This is a genomic window from Aestuariibius sp. HNIBRBA575 (assembly GCF_040932005.1).
Classification (GTDB): domain Bacteria; phylum Pseudomonadota; class Alphaproteobacteria; order Rhodobacterales; family Rhodobacteraceae; genus CANLNM01.
In genome coordinates this window covers 521,753-547,803 of the sequence record NZ_CP162414.1, presented here as the reverse complement: position 1 = coordinate 547,803, position 26,051 = coordinate 521,753, and the positions used below count along the sequence as shown (strand labels likewise).

At 56.3% G+C, this 26,051-nt stretch carries 27 protein-coding genes and 1 pseudogene; 9 read left to right on the top strand and 19 right to left on the bottom strand.

Annotation, left to right across the window (positions count from 1 at the left end; all coding sequences use genetic code 11):
- Window positions 1–11 precede the first annotated feature (11 nt).
- Window positions 12–1,082, bottom strand: coding sequence for a phenylalanine--tRNA ligase subunit alpha (pheS, locus tag AB1F12_RS02895; protein ID WP_368186444.1), 1,071 nt, complete (start codon window positions 1,080–1,082; stop codon window positions 12–14).
- Between the two features lie 202 nt (window positions 1,083–1,284).
- Here pheS and AB1F12_RS02890 point away from each other — a divergent pair, with 202 nt between their 5' ends.
- Window positions 1,285–2,337: a diguanylate cyclase gene (locus tag AB1F12_RS02890; RefSeq protein ID WP_368186443.1), complete on the top strand. Its 1,053-nt coding sequence runs from the start codon at window positions 1,285–1,287 to the stop codon at window positions 2,335–2,337.
- Between the two features lie 57 nt (window positions 2,338–2,394).
- Here AB1F12_RS02890 and rplT read toward each other — a convergent pair whose 3' ends face one another.
- The 4 genes from rplT to pyk all read right to left on the bottom strand — a co-directional run bounded on the left by rplT (window position 2,395) and on the right by pyk (window position 4,801).
- A complete protein-coding gene (gene rplT / locus AB1F12_RS02885; protein ID WP_368188240.1) occupies window positions 2,395–2,760 on the bottom strand; it encodes a 50S ribosomal protein L20 in 366 nt (121 codons plus the stop codon).
- A 9-nt stretch (window positions 2,761–2,769) separates the two neighbouring features.
- Window positions 2,770–2,970, bottom strand: a complete 201-nt coding sequence (gene rpmI, locus AB1F12_RS02880; RefSeq protein ID WP_368186442.1) for a 50S ribosomal protein L35 — start codon at window positions 2,968–2,970, stop codon at window positions 2,770–2,772.
- A 108-nt stretch (window positions 2,971–3,078) separates the two neighbouring features.
- Window positions 3,079–3,303 (bottom strand): hypothetical protein, encoded by a 225-nt coding sequence (locus AB1F12_RS02875; RefSeq protein ID WP_368186441.1) that lies wholly within the window; start codon window positions 3,301–3,303, stop codon window positions 3,079–3,081.
- 55 nt (window positions 3,304–3,358) lie between these two features.
- On the bottom strand, window positions 3,359–4,801 hold the full coding sequence (gene pyk, locus AB1F12_RS02870) for a pyruvate kinase (RefSeq protein ID WP_368186439.1): 1,443 nt from the start codon (window positions 4,799–4,801) through the stop codon (window positions 3,359–3,361).
- Between the two features lie 137 nt (window positions 4,802–4,938).
- Between pyk and AB1F12_RS02865 the strand changes: the two genes are divergently transcribed.
- From AB1F12_RS02865 to AB1F12_RS02850, 4 genes and pseudogenes are all read left to right on the top strand, one after another.
- Window positions 4,939–5,703, top strand: a complete 765-nt coding sequence (locus AB1F12_RS02865) for an N-formylglutamate amidohydrolase (protein ID WP_368186438.1) — start codon at window positions 4,939–4,941, stop codon at window positions 5,701–5,703.
- Between the two features lie 9 nt (window positions 5,704–5,712).
- A pseudogene (locus tag AB1F12_RS02860) lies at window positions 5,713–6,003 on the top strand (5-carboxymethyl-2-hydroxymuconate Delta-isomerase); the annotation flags it as partial.
- A gap of 63 nt (window positions 6,004–6,066) precedes the next feature.
- Window positions 6,067–6,393 (top strand): DUF1244 domain-containing protein, encoded by a 327-nt coding sequence (locus tag AB1F12_RS02855; protein WP_368188238.1) that lies wholly within the window; start codon window positions 6,067–6,069, stop codon window positions 6,391–6,393.
- A gap of 203 nt (window positions 6,394–6,596) precedes the next feature.
- Entirely contained in the window at window positions 6,597–6,854 is a 258-nt protein-coding gene (locus tag AB1F12_RS02850) for a hypothetical protein (RefSeq protein ID WP_368186436.1), read from the top strand.
- 96 nt (window positions 6,855–6,950) lie between these two features.
- On the opposite strand, the gene AB1F12_RS02845 is transcribed toward AB1F12_RS02850, so the two are convergent.
- The 6 genes from AB1F12_RS02845 to AB1F12_RS02820 all read right to left on the bottom strand — a co-directional run bounded on the left by AB1F12_RS02845 (window position 6,951) and on the right by AB1F12_RS02820 (window position 14,035).
- Window positions 6,951–7,538: a hypothetical protein gene (locus AB1F12_RS02845; RefSeq protein ID WP_368186435.1), complete on the bottom strand. Its 588-nt coding sequence runs from the start codon at window positions 7,536–7,538 to the stop codon at window positions 6,951–6,953.
- Between the two features lie 9 nt (window positions 7,539–7,547).
- Window positions 7,548–9,731 (bottom strand): OmpA family protein, encoded by a 2,184-nt coding sequence (locus AB1F12_RS02840; RefSeq protein ID WP_368186434.1) that lies wholly within the window; start codon window positions 9,729–9,731, stop codon window positions 7,548–7,550.
- Window positions 9,732–9,811: 80 nt separating this feature from the next.
- Complete coding sequence (locus AB1F12_RS02835) at window positions 9,812–10,675, bottom strand: D-amino-acid transaminase (RefSeq protein WP_368186433.1); 864 nt, start codon at window positions 10,673–10,675, stop codon at window positions 9,812–9,814.
- A 4-nt stretch (window positions 10,676–10,679) separates the two neighbouring features.
- Window positions 10,680–11,642, bottom strand: coding sequence for an N-acetyl-D-Glu racemase DgcA (gene dgcA / locus AB1F12_RS02830; RefSeq protein WP_368186431.1), 963 nt, complete (start codon window positions 11,640–11,642; stop codon window positions 10,680–10,682).
- A 56-nt stretch (window positions 11,643–11,698) separates the two neighbouring features.
- Window positions 11,699–12,700 (bottom strand): N-acetyltransferase DgcN, encoded by a 1,002-nt coding sequence (gene dgcN, locus AB1F12_RS02825; protein ID WP_368186429.1) that lies wholly within the window; start codon window positions 12,698–12,700, stop codon window positions 11,699–11,701.
- Between the two features lie 204 nt (window positions 12,701–12,904).
- Window positions 12,905–14,035: an acetoin utilization protein AcuC gene (locus tag AB1F12_RS02820; RefSeq protein ID WP_368186428.1), complete on the bottom strand. Its 1,131-nt coding sequence runs from the start codon at window positions 14,033–14,035 to the stop codon at window positions 12,905–12,907.
- 251 nt (window positions 14,036–14,286) lie between these two features.
- On the opposite strand from AB1F12_RS02820, the gene AB1F12_RS02815 reads away from it, so the two are divergent.
- Window positions 14,287–15,246, top strand: coding sequence for an L-malyl-CoA/beta-methylmalyl-CoA lyase (locus AB1F12_RS02815; protein ID WP_368186427.1), 960 nt, complete (start codon window positions 14,287–14,289; stop codon window positions 15,244–15,246).
- 71 nt (window positions 15,247–15,317) lie between these two features.
- On the opposite strand, the gene AB1F12_RS02810 is transcribed toward AB1F12_RS02815, so the two are convergent.
- Both AB1F12_RS02810 and AB1F12_RS02805 read right to left on the bottom strand, forming a co-directional pair.
- The gene (locus tag AB1F12_RS02810) at window positions 15,318–16,157 is read right to left on the bottom strand and encodes a GyrI-like domain-containing protein (protein WP_368186425.1); all 840 of its coding nucleotides are present in this window, start codon (window positions 16,155–16,157) and stop codon (window positions 15,318–15,320) included.
- A 69-nt stretch (window positions 16,158–16,226) separates the two neighbouring features.
- The gene (locus AB1F12_RS02805; RefSeq protein ID WP_368186424.1) at window positions 16,227–16,673 is read right to left on the bottom strand and encodes a hypothetical protein; all 447 of its coding nucleotides are present in this window, start codon (window positions 16,671–16,673) and stop codon (window positions 16,227–16,229) included.
- A gap of 167 nt (window positions 16,674–16,840) precedes the next feature.
- Between AB1F12_RS02805 and AB1F12_RS02800 the strand changes: the two genes are divergently transcribed.
- On the top strand, window positions 16,841–17,803 hold the full coding sequence (locus AB1F12_RS02800; protein ID WP_368186423.1) for an acetyl-CoA carboxylase carboxyltransferase subunit alpha: 963 nt from the start codon (window positions 16,841–16,843) through the stop codon (window positions 17,801–17,803).
- Here AB1F12_RS02800 and AB1F12_RS02795 read toward each other — a convergent pair whose 3' ends face one another.
- Genes AB1F12_RS02795 through AB1F12_RS02775 form a run of 5 tightly spaced genes read right to left on the bottom strand, consistent with a single transcriptional unit; the run spans window position 17,804 to window position 21,271 of the window.
- The gene (locus AB1F12_RS02795; protein ID WP_368186421.1) at window positions 17,804–18,361 is read right to left on the bottom strand and encodes a hypothetical protein; all 558 of its coding nucleotides are present in this window, start codon (window positions 18,359–18,361) and stop codon (window positions 17,804–17,806) included. It abuts the gene before it with no gap.
- A complete protein-coding gene (locus AB1F12_RS02790; protein WP_368186419.1) occupies window positions 18,358–18,957 on the bottom strand; it encodes a pyridoxamine 5'-phosphate oxidase family protein in 600 nt (199 codons plus the stop codon). Before AB1F12_RS02790 ends, AB1F12_RS02795 begins: the two co-directional genes overlap by 4 nt.
- Before the next feature lie 3 nt (window positions 18,958–18,960).
- On the bottom strand, window positions 18,961–19,698 hold the full coding sequence (locus tag AB1F12_RS02785; protein WP_368186417.1) for a lysophospholipid acyltransferase family protein: 738 nt from the start codon (window positions 19,696–19,698) through the stop codon (window positions 18,961–18,963).
- Window positions 19,695–20,600 (bottom strand): cell division protein FtsX, encoded by a 906-nt coding sequence (locus AB1F12_RS02780; RefSeq protein WP_368186416.1) that lies wholly within the window; start codon window positions 20,598–20,600, stop codon window positions 19,695–19,697. The genes AB1F12_RS02785 and AB1F12_RS02780 overlap by 4 nt, the downstream gene beginning before the upstream one ends.
- Window positions 20,597–21,271, bottom strand: a complete 675-nt coding sequence (locus AB1F12_RS02775; RefSeq protein ID WP_368186414.1) for a cell division ATP-binding protein FtsE — start codon at window positions 21,269–21,271, stop codon at window positions 20,597–20,599. Before AB1F12_RS02775 ends, AB1F12_RS02780 begins: the two co-directional genes overlap by 4 nt.
- A gap of 177 nt (window positions 21,272–21,448) precedes the next feature.
- Here AB1F12_RS02775 and AB1F12_RS02770 point away from each other — a divergent pair, with 177 nt between their 5' ends.
- Window positions 21,449–22,354: a zinc-ribbon domain-containing protein gene (locus tag AB1F12_RS02770; protein ID WP_368186412.1), complete on the top strand. Its 906-nt coding sequence runs from the start codon at window positions 21,449–21,451 to the stop codon at window positions 22,352–22,354.
- A gap of 282 nt (window positions 22,355–22,636) precedes the next feature.
- Window positions 22,637–23,428 carry an abortive infection family protein gene (locus tag AB1F12_RS02765; RefSeq protein WP_368186411.1) on the top strand — a complete coding sequence of 264 codons (792 nt, stop codon included), beginning with the start codon at window positions 22,637–22,639 and terminating at the stop codon, window positions 23,426–23,428.
- A gap of 16 nt (window positions 23,429–23,444) precedes the next feature.
- Here AB1F12_RS02765 and AB1F12_RS02760 read toward each other — a convergent pair whose 3' ends face one another.
- The gene (locus AB1F12_RS02760; protein ID WP_368186409.1) at window positions 23,445–26,015 is read right to left on the bottom strand and encodes a TIGR02302 family protein; all 2,571 of its coding nucleotides are present in this window, start codon (window positions 26,013–26,015) and stop codon (window positions 23,445–23,447) included.
- Window positions 26,016–26,051: the final 36 nt, after the last annotated feature.

Sequence of the window (26,051 nt, the reverse complement as noted above, 5' to 3'; positions counted from 1 at the left end):
ACTTATCCAAATCACCCGCTCAGCCCCCCATGCAGGGTTGGCACTTCGAGCGAAGCAAATCCATAGTGGCGCAGCCAGCGCAGGTCGCTGTCAAAGAACGCGCGCAGGTCGGGAATGCCGTATTTCAGCATCGCCAACCGGTCGATGCCGATGCCAAAGGCAAAGCCTTGGTATTCATTTGGATCGATTTTGCCCGCTTGCAACACTTTGGGGTGGACCATGCCCGATCCCAGCACTTCGAGCCAATCATCGCCTTCGCCGACCTTGACGCTGCCATCTTCCCAGCGGCACTGAATGTCGACTTCGGCGGACGGTTCGGTGAACGGGAAATGCGACGCGCGGAACCGGGTTTTGACCGATGTGCCAAAGAACGCGGTAAAGAATTGTTCCAACACCCATTTTAGGTTCGCCATACTGATGTCTTTGTCGATGCACAGGCCTTCGACTTGGTGGAACATGGGCGTGTGGGTCTGGTCATAATCGGCGCGATACACACGGCCCGGACAGATGATGCGGATGGGGGCGCCGTTTGCCTCCATGCTGCGGATTTGCACAGGCGATGTATGCGTGCGCAGCACATGCGGCGGGCGATTGTCGCCCTCGGCGCGGTGGGTGTAAAACGTGTCCATTTCGGCGCGCGCGGGATGGTGGCCGGGGATATTCAGCGCGTCAAAATTATACCAATCGGTTTCGATTTGCGGGCCTTCTGACACAGCAAAACCCAGATCGGCGAAAATGGCGGTCACTTCTTCCCAGACTTGGGAAATCGGATGGATCGACCCAACCCGGCGGTCGCGCGCGGGCAATGTGACGTCCAGCCATTCGGTTTTCAAACGTTCGTTTAATGCGGCATCGGCCAGCGCAGCTTTCTTCATGGCCAGCGCATCATTGATGTCGTTTTTCAGCGCATTCAACGCCGGGCCCGCCACCTGGCGTTCCTCGGCTGTCATCTTGCCCAAGCTGCGCATCTGCAAGGACACTTCGCCCTTTTTCCCAACGGCCTGCAGGCGCAGCTCTTCGAGGGTGGCCTCATCCTGTGCAGAGTTGATGAGATCGAGGTATTTCGCTTTGAGATCATCCATGATGCGCGCCTTCTGAGGTGGTCGCAAAGGTGCTACAGGGTGGGTGGATATGATGCAAGCGACGTGGCCGACAATCGGTCAATTGACGTGCTAAAGTTGACCATGCGCCTATTCGAGCAAATTTTAATTAGCTTCAAAAACTTGCTTTTTGGGAATTTACACGAGTTTAATAGATTTCAGAGACGTTCGAAATGAGTCCCCGTTGGGAGAATTGAGAGGGTTCAAATTGCTTGAAGGCCGAAAAATCACTGCAAATCATAGCAGTGAGCTGAAAATTCCAATCGGATTGCTGAACGATTTGACCAGCGCGCGATCCGTTTTGGACATCATGCAATGCTATTCACAATGGTCAGGATCGATTCTGTGTGCCGATCGGTGCACAATCGCGTTGAACCCAATGGACAGCCCCTATCTGGAATTGATTGCCATCGAAGGGAATCAGGCAATCCCCGTTGGAGGTAAAATGCCCATCAACGGCAGTTTTATCGGTCAGGTCTTCGCAACCCAGCGCGGGGAAATCAGGCCAAACATTGCCAATGATCCCGAAATTGACTGTCAGAAATTGTCACAAGCCGGAATTTCGGCTTTGATGAATGCCCCAATTGAGGTTGCGGGGCGCTGTTTTGGGGTTTTGGCGACGGGGTTTCAAACCCTACCCCGAACCGCCGAATCTGACTTTGAACTCCTCAAAGCCCTAGCGCGCTGCATCGCCACACAATTGCTGATCATCGAGCAAATGGAAAACCTGACCCGGATCGCCCATACAGATTCCCTAACGAAATTGTCGAACCGCCACTCATTCCGGGAAAACCTAACTGCGTGCTGGCAGGCGTGGCAGGCGGAAAAAACACCATTTTCTGTGGTTTCCATTGATGTTGATCACTTCAAATCCGTGAATGACACGATGGGTCATGACGCGGGGGATGTTGTGCTTCAGGCGATTTCAAAACGCATCTCTGACGGGACAGCGTTACATGTTGAAAACGCAATTGTCGCCCGGCTGGGAGGAGAAGAGTTCTGTGTTTTATTGTCCGGCGCAATGGCCCGCCTCGCACAGGACGTCGCCCAGAGCATCAAATCTGAGATCAGCGATCATCCGATCACCTATTCGGACACCCATCTCAGCCTAACGGCAAGCATCGGCGTGGCCTATAGTGACGAGGGGGATGCAGAACGGGACGACATCATGCTGCGCGCCGACAAGGCGCTCTATGAGGCCAAGGCAAACGGCCGCAATCAGATCGTTTACAAATAGGTCCAAATGCAAAAAGGCCGCCCCAAAGGACGGCCTTTCTAATCTAATCCCAAAGATTTAGGCAGCCAGCGCGGCCTGAGCTTTGGACACGATCACACCGAATGCTTCGGGCTCGTGAACGGCCAGATCGGCCAGAACTTTACGGTCAACTTCGATCCCGGCCAGGTTCAGGCCGTTGATGAAGCGGGAATATGTCAGGGCTTCGTCATGGGCACGAACAGCCGCATTGATCCGCTGAATCCACAGAGCGCGGAAATTACGCTTGCGATTGTGACGGTCACGTGTCGCATATTGGTTGGCCTTATCAACGGCCTGACGCGCGACTTTGAAGGTATTTTTACGACGGCCATAGTAACCTTTGGCTGCATCGGTGACCTTTTTGTGACGACGGTGGGTAACGGTTCCGCTTTTAATACGCATTATTCAGTCTCCTTAGCGAGCGTAGGGCATCATTGGCTTGATGATACCTTCATCAGCCTTGCACAAAGTTGTGGTGCCACGCGCATTGCGCAGGAACTTGTTGGACCGTTTGATCATGCCATGGCGTTTGCCAGCCTGAGCGGCAACAACGCGACCTTTGGCCGTCACTTTGAACCGCTTCTTGCAGCTCGATTTTGTCTTCATCTTAGGCATTTCCGTCTCCTTGTTAGGTGCGGTTAACGCGCGACTCGGCATGCCACATTGGCCGGTCACACGGGATAGAATGGTGCTCTTACGTCTGGAACGCCGAATTGGCAAGCCTCAATTGATGAAACGGCCCACAACTTCGACAAAGACACCGGGGATTTGTTCGATCGTGTATCCGTTGGGCTGCTGGTTGATCGCCAATGCAATCAAACCGCCCCCAATCAGGATGGTAATGGCGGCCGCGCGTGGGGCGCGGCCTTCCATAAATGCGCCCAAAATCGGTGGCAGTGAAAAGACCGACACAATCAACCCGATCACCAACATTAAATCCGAATCCATAACGCATCTCCTAAAAATACCTTAATTAGGTATTATCTTAGGTTGCGCCCCAAGATCAAACCTCGGCTGAAAAAATCTGCCGTTCATCACAAGGCGCAATCCGCAGAATGTTTGTCGACCCCGGCGTGTTAAACGGAACGCCTGCTGTGACGACAATTTTGTCGTCCAATGTCGCGTCCAGATGATCGCGCGCAGCGCGCACGGCAGCAACAACGGCGGTTTTGAACCGGTCCACTTCGCCGGTGATCACACAGGTGGCCCCCCATGTCAGACAAAGCCGACGCGCGGTGCCGGTTTGCGTGGTCAATGCGATGATCGGCAATCCGGGACGTTCACGCGCCACCAACAGGCCGGTTGTGCCTGATTCTGTGAAACAGCAGATCGATTTAACCTGGGTGGTCTCCGCAATCTCGCGGGCGGCGGCAACGACGCCTTCGGCCACTGTAGTGCCGTCGGTGGACCGGGCGGCCTCGATGATTTCGCGGTAGGTTGGGTCGGCTTCGACTTCGCGCGCAACGTTGTCCATTGTGCGCACTGCCTCGATTGGGAAATCACCGGCGGCGGATTCAGCCGACAGCATGATCGCATCGGTGCCTTCGTAGATTGCGGTTGCCACATCGGACACTTCGGCGCGGGTTGGCATCGGGCTTTCGATCATGCTTTCCAACATTTGTGTCGCCACGATCACCGGTTTTGCGGCCTTGCGGGATTTGCGGATCAGCTGTTTCTGGATCGGTGGGACGGCATGCACGGGCAGCTCTACCCCCAGATCGCCACGGGCCACCATGATACCGTCGGACACGTCCAAAATGCTGTCGAACCGCTTCACGGCAGATGGCTTTTCGATCTTGGACAGAATCGCGGCGCGTCCTTTGGCCAATTTACGGGCCTCTTCGACGTCTGCGGCGCGCTGAACAAACGACAATGCCAGCCAATCGACACCCAATTCACAAACAAATTCAAGGTCTTTGCGGTCTTTTTCCGACAACGCAGCCAAGGGCAGATCCACGTCTGGCACGTTCACGCCTTTGCGGTTGGAAATTGTGCCTCCAACGACAACTTCGCAATTGGCAAAGTCTCCACCGCAATCCAAAACCTTCAGGCGGATTTTGCCGTCATTGACCAACAGGCTGGCGCCCGGTTCCAGCGCGTCAAAGATTTCTTTGTGGGGCAAGCAAACACGGTTCACGTCGCCGGGTGTGTCATCCAGATCCAGACGGAATTTGGCACCGACAACCATTTCTTCGGCGTCATTGGCAAAGACACCCAAACGCAATTTTGGCCCTTGCAGATCAGCAAGGATCGCAATCGGGCTGTCCATGTCTTTTTCGATCTGGCGGATAATTTCATGGCGTACGCGAATTTCAGAATGATCGCCGTGGCTCATGTTCAGCCGGAACACATCCGCCCCCGCTTCGTGTAATGCGCGGATGGTTTCATAATCGTTTGAAGCAGGTCCAAGCGTGGCGACGATCTTGACGTTACGGAAGCGTCTCATATGACAGAATGTCCTTTTTGGCGGCAAAATTGGTAGAGCGACGAACGTTATCGCTAACATTAGCGTTGCGCCCTTATACCCATTTTCCTTTGCGGCTCAACTAGCCTATATAAAAATAACATTATAAGACAGGCTGCATGACCTATTCACCATATGAAATCCTGAATTCCGATTGCACGTCGCAGCTGCTGCTGACCTGTGATCATGCCAGCAATTTTGTGCCCGATGATGTCGCCAGTGGCGATCTGGGTTTGCCCGCGGCCGATATGGACCGCCATATCGCCTATGATATCGGTGCGGCGGGTGTGACCCGGCATTTGTCAGCGCTGTTGCGCGCCCCTGCAGTTCTGTCGAATTTTTCCCGCTTGGTGATTGATCCGAACCGGGGCGCAAATGATCCGACATTGGTGATGAAGCTATATGATGGAACGATCATTCCCGCCAATCGCCATGTCGATGCCGCAGAAATCGCCCGTCGTAAAGCCAATCTATACGACCCCTACCACCGGGCATACGAACAGCTGGCCAGCGCGCATGACGATACGATTGTTGTGGCGGTGCATTCCTTTACCCCCCGGCTGAACGGTCGCAAACCGCGCCCTTGGCATGTCGGGATCCTGTTTGCCGGTGACGAACGCTTTTCTCGGCCGTTTCTGGACGAACTGCACGCGCAATCCGATCTCTGTATTGGTGAAAACGAACCCTATGCAGGTCATTTGCCGGGGGATGCGGTGGATCAACATGCCTTGCAATGCGGGCGGGCCAATGCGCTGATCGAATTGCGTCATGATCTGATCGCGGATGAAGCCGGTCAACGCCATTGGGCCCAGCGGCTTGCGCCGTTGCTGACCAATGCACTGGCAACCTATCGCGCGCAACATGCGCAAAAATCCCTAGCATAAGGCGACCCAATGCCCCATCTCGTCCTTGAATATAACGCCGCACTCGACACCCAGATCGACATGTCTGCATTGTGCAAAATTCTGTGGTCGAAAATGCAGGAAACCGGTGCCTTTGGGGATGGGTCTGCCATTCGCGTGCGCGCCATCCCCATACAGCATTTCCACGTGGTGGGCGATCAGATGTTTGCCAATGGGATGATCCGGCTGCTGCCCGGTCGCGATGTGGCGCTGAAATCCAAAATCACCCATGCGGTGCTGTCTGGTTTGATCGACGCCCTGCCCGGTGTGCAGAACCTGTCTGTCGATATCAAAGAAATCGACCCAGACGTTTACGCCAAACCCACCCCCTTAAGGAGCCGCATCATGGATGATCAGACCCGCCTCGAAATCGAAGCCGCCGCGTTTCGCCGGTTGCAACAGCATCTGATGCAGGATCGTCAGGATGTGCAAAACATCGACATGATGAACCTGGCTGGGTTTTGTCGCAATTGTCTGGGCCGCTGGTATCAAGAGGCCGCAAATGAACGCGGCATCGAATTGACCAAAGAAGAGGGCCGTGAGGCGTTTTACGGCATGCCCTATTCTGAATGGAAGGCGCAGCATCAAACAGAGGCCAGCCCGGACAAACAGGCCGCCTTTGAGGTCGCATTCAAAGAAAACGTGACCAACAAAACCAAAAGCGAAAAGTGATTCTACCCTTAGCGTTGGGTTAATTGCGGGACGAACTGGAACAGTTCCCCCGCGATTTGCATCACTGGCCCAGCAGCGGACACAATAAGCCGTTAACCCTGCCGTAAATTTGACGAAATCTAACCCGCAATGGCATGACGTATGTGGGGGCGATGCCGGAACGTTGTCAAAGACACGACACCGGCAATGTCAAAGGATAGACAATGGGTGCGCAAACGAGTGCCGAGTTTTTTGAGGGCACTGCCATGCCCGCCGTGCCGATGATCCAAGGCTTTGATCCGGACGTTGAAACGCTGTCGTTCACGCTGTCTGAGGACGACATGGACGCGACGCTTCGGCTAGAGGATTTGGCGGATCAGACCGGCGTTCGGCTCAGCATCGGGGACCGGTTGATTGCGGTTTTGTTTGGGGTGCGCGCGGATGATCTGGAACCGGGTTGTCTGCAATTTGAATTCGAATAGGTCTGTTTTTCAGACCCCAATGACGTCTGTGCAGCTACAGCATTGACGGAAAGGCCGCACCGGTAGGGGGTGCGGCCTTTCAGCGTTTTAGCCCATTCAGTCAGGCCGTTTTGCAAATCCAGTTGCGGTTAATGTGCGGGCCTGGTCCACCCAATTGTCCCGGCTCACCCGGCCCTTGAACCCGGTCAAATTGGAATCCACCCAAGCCACCTCTTGGTCGGTCCAATTGGCGATCTGATAGAAATGCCAAAACCCCATTTCATTGCACAATGCCGCCAGTTTCGGTCCAATCCCTTTGATCAGTCTCAGATCATCCCCCTGCCCGTCCTCTGGCGCGGGCAAAGCGGCTGGGCGTCGGCCTTCGTCTGGACCCTCGACGATCCCGTCCCCATCCAAATCCCCCGGAGCGTTGGGCGTGGGGGGCGCAGCGTGGATCGCATCCGCAAGGGCGACATGGCTCAGGTCCAGCTGATGCTGTAGCTGCGCCATTTTTGCGTGATCCACCGCTTGTTCGGCCCGGACTTTCTGCAACTCAGCTTTCAGGCGGTCCTCTTCGATGCCGCCTTGGGGTTCGGGATCGATCTGGCGCCCCCAGATGATCCATCCAGCAAGCAGACCCAGCCCCCCCGCGATCAACAGCAGCACCCAGATTTCGCCCAGCAAAAATCCCCATTCCTTGAACATATTGGTCCCCTATTCGGATCCGCCTGCGGCCGGATCGATCCATGTCATTGTCGTTCGGCGATTTTGCGCGCGACCCTCACTGGTTTCGTTGCTGACTATCGGCACCTGCGATCCATAGCCATGTGCCGTTATCACCGAGCCAGCCACGCCACGGGTCACCAGAACCTGACGGACAATTCCAGCTCGTTCCAGCGACAGGGCATTGTTCACCTGATCATTCCCAGTGTCATCCGTATGGCCCCCGACCTCTAGCAACAATCCGCCCTCAAACACGCAGTTTTGGGCAATGGACGCAACCAGGTTGAGACTGCGCATGGATTTTGCATCCAGCCGCGTTGAGGCCGTGACGAAATTCACACCATCGGCCAATGCGCCATCGGTCCATGCCTGACAGGCCTGCAAACTTGGGGAAAACGTCAAAACGGGCAACCACACACCCGCGATAAACGCTTCTTCGATGCCGGTGGCCGCATTCACACGGCGGGTCCCTGTGGGGATCGAAACATCGCCGTCCTGAAACACCACGGAAACCGGCCTGTCACTGTCGGTTTCAAACAGCGATCTGATCGCAGATTGAACCAGTTCGGCATCAATGCCCGGGGTCAATGCAATTTCAGCGCGCAGGCCATCGGCGGTTGAATGATAGCGCAACGTTTCGATTTCAGGCAGCATATCCCCCAAGGCAAACAGGCCAATCGCGTCGCTTTCCTGCCCCACCAAACCCAAGAGCGGTTCCCCAGCGATCTGATGCACGCCCCATGCTTGCGCAATATCCGCCGGTGTCAGGCCCCGCGGCAATTTCCCAGACACGATTGCCCCATTCTGAGCCGCATAAGTCACCACAAAATCCGCCGGCGCACCGTCATCCAACACCGCAATATCGGCCCGCAATTGCCCCTCTGCGACGGTTTCCAGCATTGCGAGAACCTGTTCACGATCTGCCGGAACCTCTGCCAGACCTGTCAGATCGATGCCCTGCCCGGACACATCCAACGCGCCCTCAACCAAAAGCCCCAAGGCCCGCAGCCCAATATCGGCCATTGGGACAAACAATCCGGTTTCATCATTGATAAACGCAACCTGGACGTCTCCGCCGATCTGATCGGCCCCCAATGTGTCCGCCACCCATTGCGATGTCACATCGGCCGGGATTTTCCCCGCGGCTGTCGCGCTCATCCCGGTGATGTCCACGTGCAGTTCAAATGGTGCGCCGTCATCCCACAGCGCGATGTCATGGTACAGCCCAAATGTGTCGGGCAAATTGGTCAACAAAGCCAGCGCCTCCTCTCTCTGAGCCGGGCGGGCCTGACCTGTGATCCTGATCTGCATCCCTTCGATTTGCAGCCGCCCCGAGGACAAATGCCCCAGCGCCTGCAGGCTGTGTTGCGCAGCAAGGTTCCAGTCAACCGGGCCTAGGATATGGGCCTGTTCCAACGTGCCATTCAGTGCCCCGGCATCCCCAAATGTTTGTGCAGAAAACGTATCCAGAGCCAGCGGTTCGGATAGAAAATCGACCGGGATTTTGCCATCTGCCTGCGCATCTGTACCGTCCCATTGTAGATCAATCCGCATCGGCGTGCCGTCATCCAGCAACTCAATCCGTGCGTCTGAATGATACCCGTCCGGCAATTGTTGCAACATCGCCAGAACGAATTCTTTGGCGTCGGGATCGCTCGCCAATCCGGTCAGGATCAGGTTTTGGTCCCGCAGGATCATTTCCCCCTCATTCAACAGATCGCGCGCATCCATGCCCACCTTTACGGCGCTGTTCCAATCATTGGGCACGCCAGATGACAGGATCAACCCATCCGCCAGATCACCTATTCGGGATCTCAATTGAGCGCGGGCCTGTTCGGATGGCACAGCGCCCAGCGCGTCCTGATCGGTGATTGTGATTTCAAACGGGGCGGCGACGGGGATCGGAGTGGTCTGCATCACAACAACCCGGCGTCCTGCAATGCGGTCAAACCGTTGCAACAGCGCCTGTGCCTCGGTAGGATCGTTCACCAATCCGCGCACGATGATGTCGCGGCCGTGCACGTCTATCTGGACGCCGTGCTGGCTTTGATCGGCGACAAACGCGGCGGATCTGGTCAGGTTTTGCTGAATATCAGGGGCCGTAAAGGTGGCCGAAAACCACCCCAACACCCCAAGTCCAATTGCAAAACCCGCGCCCCCAACCAAGCGTCGCATAAAAACGGCCCCTTCGTCATTCAATGCAACAATCGAATGACGTTTGGGGCCGTAACGCAAGGATTATATGGCAGAAATGCCTAGATCGCGGCTTTGCGGGCTTCGTCCAGGTAGATTTCGCGCAAACGCGGGGCGATAGACCCCGGTGCGCCACCGCCGATTTGTGCGCCGTCAATTTCAACAACCGGACAGACAAACATGGTGGCCGACGTGATAAACGCTTCGTCTGCTTGCTGGGCTTCTTCAATTGTGAACAGGCGCTCTTCGACCTCCATTTGGGCCTCGGCGGCGAACCGCAGAACGGCGGCCCGTGTGATGCCGTGCAGGATGTCTTTGGACAGCTGGCGCGTGATGATTTTACCGTCCTTGACGATATAGGCGTTGTTGGATGTGCCTTCGGTCACGTAGCCGTCTTCGACCAACCACGCATCATCACAGCCTGCAGCCTTGGCCATCATTTTGCCCATGGATGGGTACAGCAATTGCACGGTTTTGATGTCGCGGCGGCCCCAGCGTTGGTCTTCGATGGAAATCACTTTGATGCCGTTTTTCGCAGCCGGGCTTTCTGTAATGCCGGGTTTGGACTGGGTGAACAACACCACGGTGCAGGGTGTTTCATCCGGGTCCGGGTACACAAAATCACGATCCGCAGGCGCGCCGCGGGTGATTTGCAAATAGACACCGCCGTCGACGACGTCGTTTTTGGCAACCAATTCACGGTGAATGTTCAGCAGCTCATCCTTGGTTACAGGCGCGCGCATATCCAATTCGTTCAGCGACCGTTCCAACCGGATTGCGTGGCCATCAAAATCCACCAATTTGCCGTCCAGAACAGACGTCACTTCGTAAACGCCATCCGCCATCAGGAACCCGCGATCAAAGATCGAAACCTTGGCTTCCCCCTCGGGCAGGTATTCTCCGTTTACGTAAACTGTGCGGCTCATGTCGTTATCCCCATAATGCGGCTTTGGGCGGGTGAACGCCCTCAGCGTCAAAATTTAATGCGTTGTCGCGGTCTTCGGCTAACAAAAGCGGCCCGTCAAGGTCCGTTACAGCCACACCCTGTGCAATCAACGTCGCTGGGGCCATTGCCAAAGATGTGCCAACCATGCAGCCGACCATCACGTCATAGCCTTGTTTTTCGGCTTCAATGCGCAGGGCCAAGGCTTCGGTCAGGCCACCGGTTTTGTCCAATTTGATGTTGATCATGTCATATTTGCCAGCCAATCCGGGCAGGCTGGCGCGGTCATGACAGCTTTCATCCGCGCAGACCGGCAGCGGGCGTTCGATTTCGGCCAATAGGTCATCCTGTCCGGCGGGCAAAGGTTGTTCCACCATTTGCACACCCAACCGCAGCAGATGCGGCGCCAGTTCGGAATAGACTTCGGCTGTCCAGCCTTCGTTTGCATCCACAACAATCGGGGCATTGGGCGCGCCGCGACGCACGGCTTCTAGGCGGGCCATGTCATCTGGCGTGCCCAGTTTGATTTTGAGCAGCGGACGATGGGCATGTTCGCGGGCTTTGATCTCCATCACGTCGGGCTCTGCCAAAGACAGGGTAAACGCGGTGATTTCTGGTCCCGGCTTGGCCAGCCCGGCCAAGTCCCACACGCGGCGTCCGGTTTGTTTGGCCTCTAAATCCCACAACGCGCAATCCACTGCATTGCGCGCGGCACCTGCTGGCAGCAGATCCTGCAATGCCTGACGGGTGACATCGGCGGGCAATCCGTTGATTTCAGCGGTGACACTGTCCAGCGTTTCATCGTAGCGCGCATAAGGCACACATTCGCCCCAGCCGGTGATCCCGTCGCGGGTCACCCGCACGGTCAGCACTTTGGCTTCTGTGCGCGATCCGCGGGCGATGGTGAAAACTTCGGCCAATTTAAAGGCTTCTGACTGGACGCTTATCATTGTGCATTCCTTATTCGTAAAACGTGCCGCAGGCCAACGCCCACGGCACATCGTTCTTACAGCGCCAATAAGGCGTCGACCAGACGTGCCGCACCTTGGCGGAATGGATCGACCGCTGGCAGGCCCATTTCTGCTTCGACTTTGGCCAGATACGCCTCAGCTGTGGCCTCGTCCCAGGCGGATGTGTTCACGGAAATGCCCACAACCTGACAATCCGGGTTGGCCACACGCGCCAGGTTCAGCGCCGTGTCACGCAACGCTTGCAACGTTGGCAAATCATAGCCCGGCAGGCCGCGCATATGTTCGCGGGTCGGTTCATGGGCAAGGATCAGCGCGTCTGGCTGACCACCATGGATCAACGCCATGGTCACCCCGGAATAAGACACGTGGAACAGGCTGCCTTGTCCTTCGATGTGATCCCAGTGATCGGCATCATTGTCTGGTGTCAGCCATTCCACGGCACCAGCCATGAAATCTGCGATGACCGCATCCAAAGGCACGCCATTGCCGGTGATCAAAATCCCGGTCTGACCTGTCGCGCGGAAATTGGAATTCAGGCCACGGGCCTTCATTTCTTTGTCCATGGCGAGGGATGTGTACATTTTGCCGACGGAACAATCGGTGCCCACAGCCAGACAGCGTTTGCCGGTCCGTTTCACGCCATTTGCGATCGGGTAATCCACATCAGGGATGCGCACGTCGTGCAATTCACGGCCACAGGCCTTGGCCACGGCGACCAGATCTTCTTCGTCGCGCAGCAGGTTGTGCAGACCGGATGCCAGATCAAAACCTTCTTCCAATGCTGTCACCAGCACCTTTTTCCACGCTTGCGAAATCATCCCGCCCCGGTTGGCCACGCCAATCACCAGCGTTTTGGCGCCAGCGGCTTTGGCCTCTTCCAAGGTCATATCGGTCAGGCCCACATCGGCATTGCAGCCTTCCATGCGGAATTGGCCCACGGCGTTGTCAGGACGCCAGTCTTTGATCCCTTGGGCCACTTTGGCAGCCAATTGATCAGGTGCGTCACCCAGAAACAAAAGATACGGCGTCTTGATCATGATTATCCCCATTCAATATCGAAGGACAAAATGCAGCCCAAACACCGGGCAATGCGCCGAAAAGCGTCGTCAGATTTCACAATTTAACGAAGAAAATCGTCAAATCACCGGATTTCACGCAATTTTTTCCCGCCGCTGTCCGGTTAGACCATCGAATCCACCATTGCGGGAAAAATGTGTGTTCGCCCTTGGCAAAATCCGAAATTACGGGCTGCTTACCCCCCGCAATAGCTGGGTTATGGCATCGCGCACCGGCCCCGGATTGGGTTTGTCGGCCAGATACGCGCCCCAGTCTGGTTCGACATCAGGTAAATCGCCCCATTGCCGTATCTGGTTGATAATGCGGGCAGTATCAGGAAATGGCGGCTGGTCCGCAGGGTTTTGATCGTTCAAAACGCACCATATTCCGGCCCAGCAGCGCGCGACAGCCCATGGATTATACCCTCCGCCCCCGGTGACCCATAAACGTGGTGCGATTGGTATCAACGCCCGGATCGCGTCGAAATACGCCTGATTGGACAGGCTCAGGTCCATCATCGCGTCCTGCGCCAGGGAATCAGCTCCGGCTTGGACGACGATGACCTCTGGGGCGAAATCATTCAGAATCGGGCAAATGGCTTTGTGCATCAACGCTGCCATTTCCGTGTCATTAAAATCCGGTGGGACAGGAAAATTATAGACCCCATAGGCCGGATCGCATTCAAGCCCGGTATGGGGCCAACAATGCTGCTGATGAACCGATAGGGTCAGCACCGATTTATCAAAGGCAAAGGCCGTTTCTACCCCGTCCCCGTGATGCGCATCCAGATCAACATAGGCGATTTTGCCGATACCCCGATCCCGCAGCGCCAAAATGCCAATCACCAGATCATTAAAATAGCCAAATCCAGCGGCATAGGCCCGGTGCACATGATGCGCGCCGCCCAATGGGCTATGCACAATGCCCCCACTTGCCTCACGATCAGTTAGCAAATGCGCCGCCTTGATCGCCACCCCACATGCCATTGCGGCCCGATCGATCACCCCCTTAAACAAAGGCGTATCCCGATGACCCAACCCATATTTCTGGCGAACCGACGCAGAAACCGATTGCTGCGTTTCCGCATCCAGAGCCGCATCCACGTAATCGGGATCGTGAAACATGCGCAGACGCTGCGGCAGGGGTTTTACCCCCTCAACATATGTGTCTGGATCATGCCAAGCCAATTGCCGGATCAACGCCAGCGTTGGGGCCGTTTTAGGCCAAGCCATTGGATGGTTAGCGGTTTTTCCAGTGCGTTCAAAAATGTCACTGCCGATTAAAATGGGGCGCCTGCTGATCGGGGCGGAATTCATACTGGCCCCTTTCATGGTCAGATATTGCGTAGAACTGGCCAGCTGCCTGACATCATCACGGATGACCAAAACAGTGGCAATACAGCCATGTGTTGTCAAATTTGGCAGCACCTGCATTTATATTTGCGCGCGCTCAAACAAACCGCTGCATTGCGGCATGAGTTCGCACGTGCAGAAATCCCTTGCGAATGACTGCGCAATTTAATATCGCATTACGTAAATTCCACGCAATTTCCTTAGCAGGAGCCGCCATGTCATTTCGTCTGCAACCCGCTGCACCCGCCCGTCCGAACCGCTGTCAGCTGTTTGGGCCGGGCTCCAACATCAAATTGTTCCCCAAAATGGCCGCTTCTGCGGCTGATGTGATCAATCTGGATCTCGAAGATTCTGTTGCGCCTTCGGACAAAGACGAGGCCCGCGCCAATATCATTCAGGCGATCAACGACATCGATTGGGGCACCAAAACGCTGGCCGTGCGGATCAACGGATTGGACACGCCTTATTGGTATCGTGATGTGGTCGACCTGTTGGAACAGGCTGGCGACCGTTTGGATCAGATCATGATCCCCAAAGTGGGCTGTGCGGCGGATATTTATGCCGTTGATGCCCTCGTCACCGCGATTGAGGCCGCCAAAGGCCGCAAGAAACGCATCAGTTTCGAAGTGATCATCGAAAGCGCTGCGGGCATCGCCCATGTGGAAGAAATCGCTGCGGCCTCCCCCCGTTTGGAAGCGATGAGCCTGGGCGCGGCAGATTTCGCGGCCTCGATGGGCATGCAGACCACCGGGATCGGCGGCACACAGGAAAACTATTATATGTTGCGCGATGGCGTGCAACATTGGTCCGATCCATGGCATTGGGCACAGGCCGCGATTGTGGCGGCGTGTCGGACGCATGGGGTTTTGCCTGTGGATGGCCCGTTTGGCGATTTCAGCGACGACGAAGGTTACCGCGCCCAAGCGCGCCGGTCCGCCACATTGGGCATGGTTGGCAAATGGGCGATCCACCCCAAACAGATCGCGCTGGCCAACGAAGTGTTCACCCCTTCAGAAGAAGCCGTCGCCGAAGCCCGCGACATCCTGCAAGCGATGGAAGATGCCAAAGCCCGCGGCGAAGGGGCCACCGTTTACAAAGGCCGTTTGGTCGATATCGCCAGCATCAAACAAGCCGAGGTGATCGTGCGTCAATCCGAACTGATCGCCAGTTCCTGACACATCCAACAGCCCAAAATATCAAAGCCCCGCATCATTCTGCGGGGCTTTTTTATGGGTGGGCAATTGGATCAGGCCACCAAAGGCAGGTTGATTTCAGTCAGCAACTCATCCTCGGGAACCTGACTTGGATCGTTCAGGTATACCTCATAACAGGCGGCTTCGGCCGGTTCCTGCCCCGATTGCGGCAGCCACGATCCGTATAGATAATCATAGGCCGCCTTTAGCCCTGAATACGGGCCTTTGTAGGTTAGGATGGCGGTTTTTCCGCCATGGGTTGTGATCTGTTCCAACCCATCCGGCACTGCGACACCTTCGGCCAAAATCAGCCCGGCATGGCTGCGCAAATCCGCCTGCGCGACGGCATTTGGATCGTCATAATAGACCCCGGCCATGCCGCGCGTGCTGGGCCACAGGTTGCGCGATGTGGCCACGGCCGCGACCTGTTCAAATTTCGACCCAATTTCCAGATACGGACCTTTGTGCGCCATGCCCGCCAATGTCAGGGCCGCGCGGTTTTCGATTTTAACGTCAAACATTGCAAAATCTCCTTTGCTTTTCATAATTTGCGCCGCAGTCAGGTCACCACGGGCGCGATACGAAACAGGAGAAAGCCCAAACGCCGCCTTGAACGTCCGGCTAAAGCTTTGAGGGCTGGGATAGCCCACCTTGGCGGCCACATCGGCCACGGGCCAATCGGTCTGCACCAACCAACACGCCGCGCGGTGCAACCGCATGCGGCGCACCACCTCGGCGCAGGTTTCGCCGGTCATCGCATGAAACACACGATGCCAATGAAACCGCGACATCGCCGCGACTTCGGCCAGATTATCCAGCGAAAGGTCGCCTGTTGGGTTGGCGTGGATATAGTCCAGCACACGCAACAGACGTTTTTCATAACTGGCGCTCATCACATTCTCCTGTTTGATGAGGCCGTTGTGACGTAAGCCCAATTAACATGTCTTGCTGAAATGATCGGATCAGTAATCGCGCAGGGAAATAACCCCGAACGCACATAGCCGCGTGCAATCCGTGGCGTCCCCCCCCAAGTTCGCAGGATCCAGAGATGAAGCCGTCGACGGGCCCTCAAACCGGATGTCATCACATTCGCCATCTTGGGGATAAGCGCCCAAATCATTGCCAAAATCAATCGCCGCACAGGTCGTGGCCGCATGGGAATCGGCGCTGTTCCACAACCGCACCTCCCCCGCATCATAGGCCGCCCGACAATCGGTGGCATCCATGCCCACATAAACCCAGCTCAGACCAGAGGCCATGCCGGGGCCGACAAAACGGCGGTCATCACATTCCCCATCCCGGGCCCACTCGCCGTCATCATTGCCGAAATTGACATCTTGGGCAAAGGCAGGTGTGGCCATCGGTGCGACGGCACATAACAAACTAAAAGCAAGTGGTTTGAAATTCATTTTGGGTCTCCCTAAGATTGATGACGCCAAAGTGACCGGTCGCTGGACCGCGATCAAGGACGGAATTCCAGACTTTGTGAGGCACAGCACCCGTTGGGAACACAAGCTGAGTTGCAAACAGGTTGCCACAACGTCATATATCACCCGATATCGTAAGGAACGCGTTGATGACCAATTATCTCGACTTTGAAAAACCATTGGCCGAAATCGAAGGCAAAGCCGCCGAGCTGCGCGCCATGGCCAGATCTAACGAAGAAATGGATATCGAAGAAGAGGCCGCGGCACTGGATGCCAAAGCGGCTGAAATGTTGGACACGATGTATAGTGACCTGACCGCGTGGCGCAAATGTCTGGTGGCGCGTCACCCTGACCGCCCCCATTGCAAAGATTACATTGATGCGTTGTTCACCGAATATACGCCGCTGGCCGGGGATCGGAACTTTGCGGATGATCACGCCGTCATGGGCGGTCTGGCCCGTTTGAACGGCGCACCGGTGATGGTAATCGGCCACGAAAAGGGCCACGACACCAAAAGCCGCATCCAGCGCAATTTCGGCATGGCCCGCCCCGAGGGCTATCGCAAAGCGATCCGTTTGATGGACCTCGCCGATCGGTTTGGCATTCCGGTTGTGACCCTGATCGACACGCAGGGTGCCTATCCCGGCAAAGGTGCCGAAGAACGCGGCCAATCCGAAGCGATTGCCCGCTGCACCGAAAAATGTCTGCAAATTCAGGTGCCATTGGTCAGTGTTGTGATCGGCGAAGGCGGATCCGGCGGCGCGGTTGCCTTTGCCACCGCCAACAAAGTCGCGATGCTGGAACATTCGGTTTATTCGGTGATTTCCCCCGAAGGCTGCGCATCGATCCTGTGGAAAGACGCCGCAAAGATGCGCGAAGCCGCCGAAGCGTTGCGCCTGACCGCTCAGCATCTGACGGAACTGGGTGTGTGTGATCAGATCATCCCAGAACCCAAAGGTGGCGCACATCGCGATCCGGCTGCGACGATGGCATCTGTGGGTGAAACAATCAGCGCTTTGATCGCGGAAATGTCCGAAAAATCCGGCGCTAAAATCCGCGACGAACGCCGCAAGAAGTTTCTGGATATCGGGTCCAAAGGGCTGGCGGCGTAATCAGTCGACGCCCTGAGCCACCACCACATTGGTAATCAAATCGGGTTGCGCCACAAACACCATGCGCAACCCGGCTAAATCCGCGACACCCGATTTGGTAAACGCCAGAGTGCGCCGGCCATCGGTGAGAACTGTTTCTTCTGGAACCAAACCATAATCGGCTAGTTGCTCGATGGTTTGGGGTAACCAAATATCCGAAGGCACGTCAAAACCGCCCGGCTGCCCCTGCAAATATCGCGTTGTTATCTGGCACACACGAAGCGTTGTTTCATTGGTTTGGGAACGCCCCCAGACTGCTTCAAATCGTTGATCTGCAAATTCCGCATAATGCTGAAACCGTGCTGCGTTTTCGGGGGACATGACAATCAATTGATCCGCGTCAATGTCATTCCCAAACTGCGTAAAAGCGGGTTTGTTTTCAACAACATAAGGCAGGCAATTTCCAAACAGCGCCGCCTGCAGGACATCATAATCCGAAGGCGTGGTTAGTCGGTCATACCCAAACAGAACCGCCCCACACAGTGCCGCACCGGTCAAAAATGCACCAATCCGTTTCACCACATCCGACCCTTGGCATATTCGGCATATCCCGCATCGTAGCTGTCCCCATCAAACAACGCGTCCAATTCTTTTAGGAATTGGCCTGCTGTGGGCACAACTGGGCGGTCCGTTTCCGTCCAAAGTCGTGATCGCAATATCGCCTTGGCGCATTGGAAATAGATTTCATCCACGCTGAACAGGATCACCGTTTTGGGATGTTTGCCCGCCTGTTCAAACCGGTTGGTCATCGCAGGATCATCGGTCAAAATCGCCGTGCCATTGATGCGCACCACGTTATTGCACCCCGGCACCATGAACATCAGGCTGGTGCGCCCATCGCGCACGATATTGCGCAGGCTGTCCATGCGGTTATTGCCCCGCCAATCCGGCAGGGCCAGGGTTTTTTCGTCCAGTTCCAGCACCACAGGGCCATCGTCGCCACGCGGGCTTGCATCTGTGCCTTCGGGGCCAATTGTCGACAGAACGCAAAACTTGGATGCAGCAATCCATTGGCGATAAAGCGGCGTAATGTGTCGCGCGACCTTCTTTAGGGATCCCGGGACGGCAGGTTCATACAGCGCCTCTAGCGCTTCGATTGTCTCAATCTTTTTCACCACTTACTCCTCGATATCGGTAAACCCAGCTTCGCGCATCAACGTATTTGATTTGGCCTCAACCAGCTTTTCCAGCGATTTAAGCATTTGACGGTGTTCCTGTCCCGCTGGCACCCGCGGCAGGAATTCGACAACGGCCGTTCCGGGTTTGCGGTAAATCCCGGTGCGGGGCCAAAACACGCCAACATTACACGCCACAGGCACGCAATCCTGCTGTAATTGTTCGTACAAAACACCGGTCCCCACCTTGTAGGGGCGTTTGACGCCGGGGGCGACACGGGTGCCTTGGGAATAGATAATCAACTGGCCCGGATGCGCAGTGCCAGCATTCACATCAGCAACCATTTTTTTGATCGCCTGGGCGCGTTTGCCGCGATTGACCGGCACACAGCCCATCCGTAGGCCATATTGCCCAATCACCGGCGTCCATAGCAGGGATCGCTTCATGATGAATTTCCCGCGCGGCACGGCGTGGAAAATCATGATAATGTCCAGAAAACTTTGATGTTTGGCGGCAATCATACATTCATCTGTCGGGGGGGTGCCGCGCACTTCGGTTTTCAGGCCCACCATCCAGCGCGCCGTCCACATGACCCATGCACAATAGAAATGCGCCGCCGCGAACGCCCCATGGCGCGACACCAGCGCCCAAGGGAAAAACACAATGCCAACCACAGCCAGAACAAAATACATCTGCCCGACAAAGATCAGGGACCGAAGCCATTGAATTGCATATTTCATGATTGCTCTTTCAAGGTTCTAAGCGCCGCATGACGGGTGGAAAAAAACGCCACGATCGCCGCGAGGATCGGAATGATAAGGGGCCACAACCATTGTGCGCCCTGAAAGCCAAGGCCGGTTAAAAACCCACCCGCCACATCCGCGCTGGGAAGAAACAGAATGGCGATGCAGCCTAAGATCATGCCCACAAACGCCCCAAGGGCTGCGCGCAATGTGAACCGCCGAATAAACGCTTTGGCGATATAGCTATCTTGGGCGCCGACCAGTCGCATCACACGGATCACTTGGGCATTTGCCGCCAATGCGGCCTGTGCGGCCAATGTGATCATCGCCGCTGTGGTCGCCGCGATCAGAACAATCGCGATCAGCCCCAAACTGCGCAGCCGGTTAGCCGCATGAACCAGAGGTTCGCGCCAACGGGTGTGATCGTCCAACACGGCGCCGGGCACTTCGGCCTGCAATCGCGCCCGCAGGCCGGTTGCATCATAGCCGTCCCCCGTTTCGATGATTTCGATCAATCGCGGGATCGGCAACGTGTCCAGCGGCAGGTCCGGGCCAAACCACGGCTCTAGCAATGCCTTTTGTTCATCCGGGCTTAGCGGGCGGGCCACTTCGACCCCCGGGGTGGTTTCCAACACCGCAATTGCGGCGCGCAATTGTGCGTCGACCTGATCTGCGGGGGCTGAAATGCGCAACGTCGATGTCCGCGCCAGTTCAGATGCCCAGCGATCCGCCAACCGGCCCGTTGCCATCGACAAGGCCAGCGCAAACACCGCCAAAAACGCCATTGCGCCTGCGGAAAACAGCGTCAATCGGGCGGTGAACCCGGTGGGGGGCACGGCGCGATCCGCCTGAGGATCACCCGCCATCACATCCAGTAATCGCGCTGGGTTCAGTTTCATAGATCCGCCCCCGCCATGGTGATTTTCCGGTTTTGCAGGCGCAATACGCGCGACTGAACCTGCGCTTTGGCCGCGCGGATCAATGCCATGTCATGGGTCGCGATCAGCACGGTTTTCCCCATCCGGTTCAGTTCCACCAGCAATGTCAGCAACCGTTGTGACATGTCCCAATCGACATTGCCCGTGGGCTCATCCGCCAAAATCACGTCCGGCGACATGATCACTGCGCGCGCCAAAGCGGCACGCTGGCGTTCCCCACCCGACAATTCCGGAGGCAATTGATTGGCCTGCGCAGACAATCCGACCCAGCCAATCAAATCCTGCAGATCGCCCAGCCCCTGACCACCGCGCCCGGCAACGGTCAGCGGCAATGCGATATTTTCAGAAATCGGCAAATGGTCCAGAAATTGGCAATCCTGATGCACCACGCCAATCTTGCGCCTCAACAGCGCCACGTGATCGCGATCCATGGCGCGGGTGTCGGTGCCAAACAGGCGCACCTGGCCAGATGTGGCGGTCAATTCGCCGTAACACAGTTTCAGCAACGTGGTTTTGCCCGCCCCAGACGGTCCGGTCAGGAAATGAAATGACCCCGGCGCTAACGTCAACGAGAGATTGGAAAACAACTCTCCTCCGCCATAAGAATAGGCGACATTGTCCAACTCAATCACGCGGATACCCTTCCTGCTTTGTTTTGTTCTGCCCGTTTGCGCGCGTAGTTTCAATCACACATGCCACAGTAAAGCGGCCAATTGCATGCAATCGCTTGGAGATTTCGATTTTGATTGTTACACAATAGGAAACAACACAGGGTATTCTGCGCTGAACCGTGCAGAAAGGACAGGGTAATGAGGCTAATTTGTCCAAATTGCGGGGCTCAATACGAAGTCGCCGATGATGTCGTCCCAGAAGCGGGGCGGGACGTTCAATGTTCAAATTGCGGACACACTTGGTTTGAACAGCCGGGCGCATCTGTGCTGGCAGAAGAGATCGGACAGGTCGACGCGCCTGATGCGACCACTGCCGAAACGCCCCAAGACGGGGGTGACGATCCTGTCACGGCACCGGAACCAGACCCCGAACCCAAAGCAGAAACAGACCCGCCAGCAGAAGAGCCCGAACAAGAAGACATCGCCGATCCGGTTGTTCCTGCGGCCGCCATGGCGCGGCGGCGCAACCTGACGCCCGAGGTCACAGATATTCTGCGCGAAGAAGCCGCCCATGAAGAACAAGTGCGCGCTGCTGAAAAATCCGGTGGGCTAGAAAGCCAACCCGATTTGGGCATCCAAGAGCCAAGCCCGGTCAAACGCCCCCGCAGCGATGACGCAAGTCGCAACAAATCCCGCGTTCAGGACATGGTCGATGCACAATCCGACATCCCAGAGGATTTGTCAGAATCGCGTCGCGATCTGTTGCCCGATATCGAAGAAATCAACTCGACCCTACGCAACACGGCTGACCGATCCGAAGGCACTGCTATGGACGCGGTCCAAGCCGAAGCCGTCGCGCAAAAATCCGGGTTCCGCCGGGGCTTTAGCCTGATTGTGCTGATCGCGATCATCGGCTTTGCGCTGTATGTGTTAAAGCCGAAAATCGCCGAAATGGTCCCTGCGCTGGACCCAGCCCTGACCACCTATGTGGAAAAAGTGGACGCCGCCCGGCTATGGCTTGATCTGAAAATGCAATCCTTGATGAGCAGCGTCGAAGAAGCCACCCCATCAGAAGCGGAGCCTGCGGCTGAGGTGACAGAGTAAAAAACTGCGCCCAAAGTGGACGCAGTTTAACCTGCAGCATTTATTTGTCAGGCATTGAACGGAAAGCTGACGGTTCAGGCGGAACTCCAAGCCCTTATGCTCAGCTTTCCATTGTGACCTCATCGCCACTGGCAGAAAGTGTCGCCCAATTCATCTTTGCAGTCTAAAACGACCGATGTTGTTCTGTTTAAGTTTTCAGGTATATAGCTAGGTCACGCATTGGTGATCTTGCCCTTATTTTGATACCATGACCAATTTCTAAAAGCTTTTATCGGATTGAAAATGACTTACGATGGTTTTAGCCCGCAAGAAATTCCTGACGACCTTTTGGAATGCGCGTTGCTGCTTAAAAACAATATCATTGGTCTAACGACCGAAGGTGGCTCCGAAGCTGAATATAAAAGTGTTAGACTTAAACTTATAGAAGATACGGCAAGCAAGAAACTTCTACCGACTTTTGTGCGTTCTTCACAAGATGCAGCTTCAGTTCGGTCGGCATTGTCCACTGTAGCAAGTGGCCCGGGCTCATGGGCAAAACGCCGAAGTCACGTTCAAGAAGCCTTCATTCCACTTTTAACTTTCTTAGAAGAGGGCGGAGGCGCAGCAGACCCCACGATTACGGATGGTTTAAATGCTTATGATGCTCCTGCCGTCCAAGCCGCCTGGGCCAAAGCGTTGGAGCGACGGACTAATGACCCGGAAGGCGCTGTGACGGCCGCCAGCACACTTCTTGAAGAAGTCTGCAAACACATTATCGAAGATTGCGGTGAAACGTGGGGGACTAACTGGGATGTACCGAAACTATACGGGGAAGCTTCAAGTTTATTGCAGCTCGCACCATCGCAGCATCAGGAACAAGTCATCAAAAAGATTTTAGGAAACTGTAATCAAGTCGTTCAAAATATCGGGGTATGGCGGAATAAAGGTGGCGACGCACATGCAGGGGGCCGCACACGCGTTCCTTTCAAACCGAGTCACAGCGCTCTGGCGGTCAATCTAGCTGGGGCTATGGCCTTGTTTCTGGTCCAAACTTTGCAATCTAAGAACGAGGAAAAAAGAAACGGCGGGGTTTAGCCTTTCCTAGCAATCCCTAAAACCGGTCCAGCAGCCGTTTCAGGTAGTTACGTTCGCCTTCGGGGCGGTCTTGTTCCGATGACCGGCGGCGAATTTCATCCAGCAGTTCTTCGGCGCGGCGTTGCACGTCTTGTTGCAGCATATTGTCTTCGCTGCCCAATTGCCCATTTTCGCCCAGCTCACGTCCCAGCGGATCGCGTTGTCCGGGGGCGCGTGTGGTGCGTTCGCCATCTTCGCCGCCTTGGCCCGGTTGATCCTCTGAATTTTCAGCGATCGCGTCGCCCAGACTGCGCATCCCATCACGCAAGGCGTTGAGTGCCTCGGCCTGACGGTCAATCGCTTCGGCCAAATCGCCTTGGCGCAGGGCTTCTTCGGCGCGATCCATCGCCCCGTCAGCGCGGTCCAGCGCATCGCGTGCCTCATCCGCGGCCTCACCGCCTAAATTGGGCAATGCGTCACGCTGGCGGTCCAACTCGCCTCGTAGCGCCCGTTGACGGTCAGCCAGACTTTGTTGCGGGTCACCTTCGCCGCCTGCACCTTGGTCATTTTGCTGGCCACCCTCAGGATTGTCCCCTTGGCCAAGCCCCTGCCCTTCTTGTTCGCCCTGCTCACCCTCGCCATCGCCGCCCTGTTGGGGCTGGGATTGCGGGTTGCCGGGATTGAACTGTTCCTGCAGCTCGCGGAATGCGTCATCCGACAGGCCCTGCTGATCACGCAGGGTTTCAGCTAGGTCCTGCATGCTTTGCTGGCCTGGGCCGCCTTGGGCATTGGGGTCCTGCACCACTTCCAAGTTTTGCATCAGCTCATTGAGCTGTTCCATCAACTCTTGGGCTTCGGCCATGCGACCCTCTTGCATCAGCTCTTCGATCCGATCCATCAAGGCCTGCAATTCATCCATGGTGAATTCCATCCGGTCGCTTTCGGCCTGATCCGGCTGGTCTGTGCCATCGTCACGGGGCTGCGCATTTTGCGCCAGCATGTTCATGTAATCGTCGGTTGCTTCGCGCAATTCCTGCATCAGCTCGGCGATTTCTTCGTCGCTGGCCCCGTTGCGCATCGCTTCGGCCAGACGTTCCTGCGCGCGTTCCAGACGTTCGCGGGCATCGGCCAATGTGCCTTCTTCTAGTTGGATCGCCAAATCCCACAAAGCCTGCGCAATTTCAGCCCGATTTTCATCCGACAGGCCCAGATCCGCCATGTTGGACAGGCGCCGCAGCGTGAACCGCAGCCGTAAATAGGTGGTTTCGCGGCGGAAAATATCGTCCGGTCTATGCGACACGGCGCGCAGCACATCGACCACCCGCGGCGTATTGGATTTTGACCAAAGCAGATCGCGGCGCTGTTCGATCACCGCTTTGGCAACCGGTTGAAAAAACCGCCGTCCCGGCAGGATCAGTTCCGCGACCTCAGATTGACCAACCTGCCCCGGTGCGTCTGTGACCTGCAACGTCATCGTCACCGGCAGATTGGCCCATGGATGCTGTGAAAAATCGTCGATCAGTTGCTCTTGGAAATCATCGCGATCCCCGGAAATCGGCAGCGGCAAATCCAGAACCAACGGGTCGATCGGATCGGGGTCCACCAGCAGGCCAAACCGGCGGTCCACAGCGGGCAGGTTCAGCGCAATTGTGGCGGTGCCGCCGATGATGGCATAATCGTCCTGCGCCGCAAAGGGCTGGGCCATTTCGCCCAGCGCCTCAATTTCCATCGGGCCAGATAGGGACACAGTGGGGGGCGCATCCGCGATCAGCACCACATCCCAAGCCGCGCCATTTTCGCCGTCAATCGACAGGGTGCCGGCTTGTACCACCTCAAAGCTTTGCTCTTCGGCGCTGGCGGGGGGGATGTCGTCCACGCGGCCCGATACGGTTTCAGAAATGGTCAGCGCGCCCACTTCGCCATAAAGCCGCAGGATGATGCGGCTGCCGACGGGGATGCGCAATGTGCCCGGCGTGATATCGGCCAGATACAGCGTCGGTTTGCCTGTATAGGCGGGCGGTTGCACCCAGCCTTCCCATGTGGGGCCGGACAAAACGGCGATGTCAGTGTCGCTGGTGATCGTGTCCGTCAGGGTGCTGACCCGCCATAGTGACCCAAACAATGTTGCCGCAACAAAGCACAAAAGCGCCAAATACCGCAGCCCATAGGGGTCGCGCGACGCCACACGCAAATCAGGTTCGACCGGTTTTGCCCCCTCGGTCCGGCGGGCCATGCGGGCCAAATGGGCGTTCCAGACGGCTTGGGATGCGGGATCGCTGGCGCCAATGGCCTGTTCATCCGCGATGGCCGCGATGGGGCGCCCGGGCAATGCGGCATCCACACGTGCAACGGCTTCGGATCGTGCGGGCCATTTGAAACGGCGCAGACCATAGACCAAGGTAATGATTGCGGCCAAAACCACCAGCACTGCGAAAAACCAAACGATTTCAACGGGCAAAACATCCTGCCAGCCCATCATCGCTGGGGCAATTCCTGCAAACACAACCGTCCAAACGGGCCAAAACGCCCGCACAACACGTTCTGCCACGATCCCAAGATGCGTCAATGCAACGGGTCGTTTCAGGTGGGTCAATTCCGAGTCGGGCACAGGTCTGGACCGGGTCAGGGGGTTTCTCCTAAATCA

Excerpts from the sequence above, each read along its gene's own strand:
- pheS (WP_368186444.1), bottom strand. The coding sequence starts at position 1,082 with ATGGATGATCTCAAAGCGAAATACCTCGATCTCATCAACTCTGCACAG.
- rpmI (WP_368186442.1), bottom strand. The coding sequence starts at position 2,970 with ATGCCTAAGATGAAGACAAAATCGAGCTGCAAGAAGCGGTTCAAAGTG.
- AB1F12_RS02875 (WP_368186441.1), bottom strand. The coding sequence starts at position 3,303 with ATGGATTCGGATTTAATGTTGGTGATCGGGTTGATTGTGTCGGTCTTT.
- pyk (WP_368186439.1), bottom strand. The coding sequence starts at position 4,801 with ATGAGACGCTTCCGTAACGTCAAGATCGTCGCCACGCTTGGACCTGCT.
- AB1F12_RS02865 (WP_368186438.1), top strand. The coding sequence starts at position 4,939 with ATGACCTATTCACCATATGAAATCCTGAATTCCGATTGCACGTCGCAG.
- AB1F12_RS02855 (WP_368188238.1), top strand. The coding sequence starts at position 6,067 with ATGGATGATCAGACCCGCCTCGAAATCGAAGCCGCCGCGTTTCGCCGG.
- AB1F12_RS02850 (WP_368186436.1), top strand. The coding sequence starts at position 6,597 with ATGGGTGCGCAAACGAGTGCCGAGTTTTTTGAGGGCACTGCCATGCCC.
- AB1F12_RS02845 (WP_368186435.1), bottom strand. The coding sequence starts at position 7,538 with ATGTTCAAGGAATGGGGATTTTTGCTGGGCGAAATCTGGGTGCTGCTG.
- AB1F12_RS02840 (WP_368186434.1), bottom strand. The coding sequence starts at position 9,731 with ATGCGACGCTTGGTTGGGGGCGCGGGTTTTGCAATTGGACTTGGGGTG.
- AB1F12_RS02835 (WP_368186433.1), bottom strand. The coding sequence starts at position 10,675 with ATGAGCCGCACAGTTTACGTAAACGGAGAATACCTGCCCGAGGGGGAA.
- dgcA (WP_368186431.1), bottom strand. The coding sequence starts at position 11,642 with ATGATAAGCGTCCAGTCAGAAGCCTTTAAATTGGCCGAAGTTTTCACC.
- dgcN (WP_368186429.1), bottom strand. The coding sequence starts at position 12,700 with ATGATCAAGACGCCGTATCTTTTGTTTCTGGGTGACGCACCTGATCAA.
- AB1F12_RS02820 (WP_368186428.1), bottom strand. The coding sequence starts at position 14,035 with ATGAATTCCGCCCCGATCAGCAGGCGCCCCATTTTAATCGGCAGTGAC.
- AB1F12_RS02815 (WP_368186427.1), top strand. The coding sequence starts at position 14,287 with ATGTCATTTCGTCTGCAACCCGCTGCACCCGCCCGTCCGAACCGCTGT.
- AB1F12_RS02810 (WP_368186425.1), bottom strand. The coding sequence starts at position 16,157 with ATGAGCGCCAGTTATGAAAAACGTCTGTTGCGTGTGCTGGACTATATC.
- AB1F12_RS02805 (WP_368186424.1), bottom strand. The coding sequence starts at position 16,673 with ATGAATTTCAAACCACTTGCTTTTAGTTTGTTATGTGCCGTCGCACCG.
- AB1F12_RS02800 (WP_368186423.1), top strand. The coding sequence starts at position 16,841 with ATGACCAATTATCTCGACTTTGAAAAACCATTGGCCGAAATCGAAGGC.
- AB1F12_RS02785 (WP_368186417.1), bottom strand. The coding sequence starts at position 19,698 with ATGAAATATGCAATTCAATGGCTTCGGTCCCTGATCTTTGTCGGGCAG.
- AB1F12_RS02780 (WP_368186416.1), bottom strand. The coding sequence starts at position 20,600 with ATGAAACTGAACCCAGCGCGATTACTGGATGTGATGGCGGGTGATCCT.
- AB1F12_RS02770 (WP_368186412.1), top strand. The coding sequence starts at position 21,449 with ATGAGGCTAATTTGTCCAAATTGCGGGGCTCAATACGAAGTCGCCGAT.
- AB1F12_RS02765 (WP_368186411.1), top strand. The coding sequence starts at position 22,637 with ATGACTTACGATGGTTTTAGCCCGCAAGAAATTCCTGACGACCTTTTG.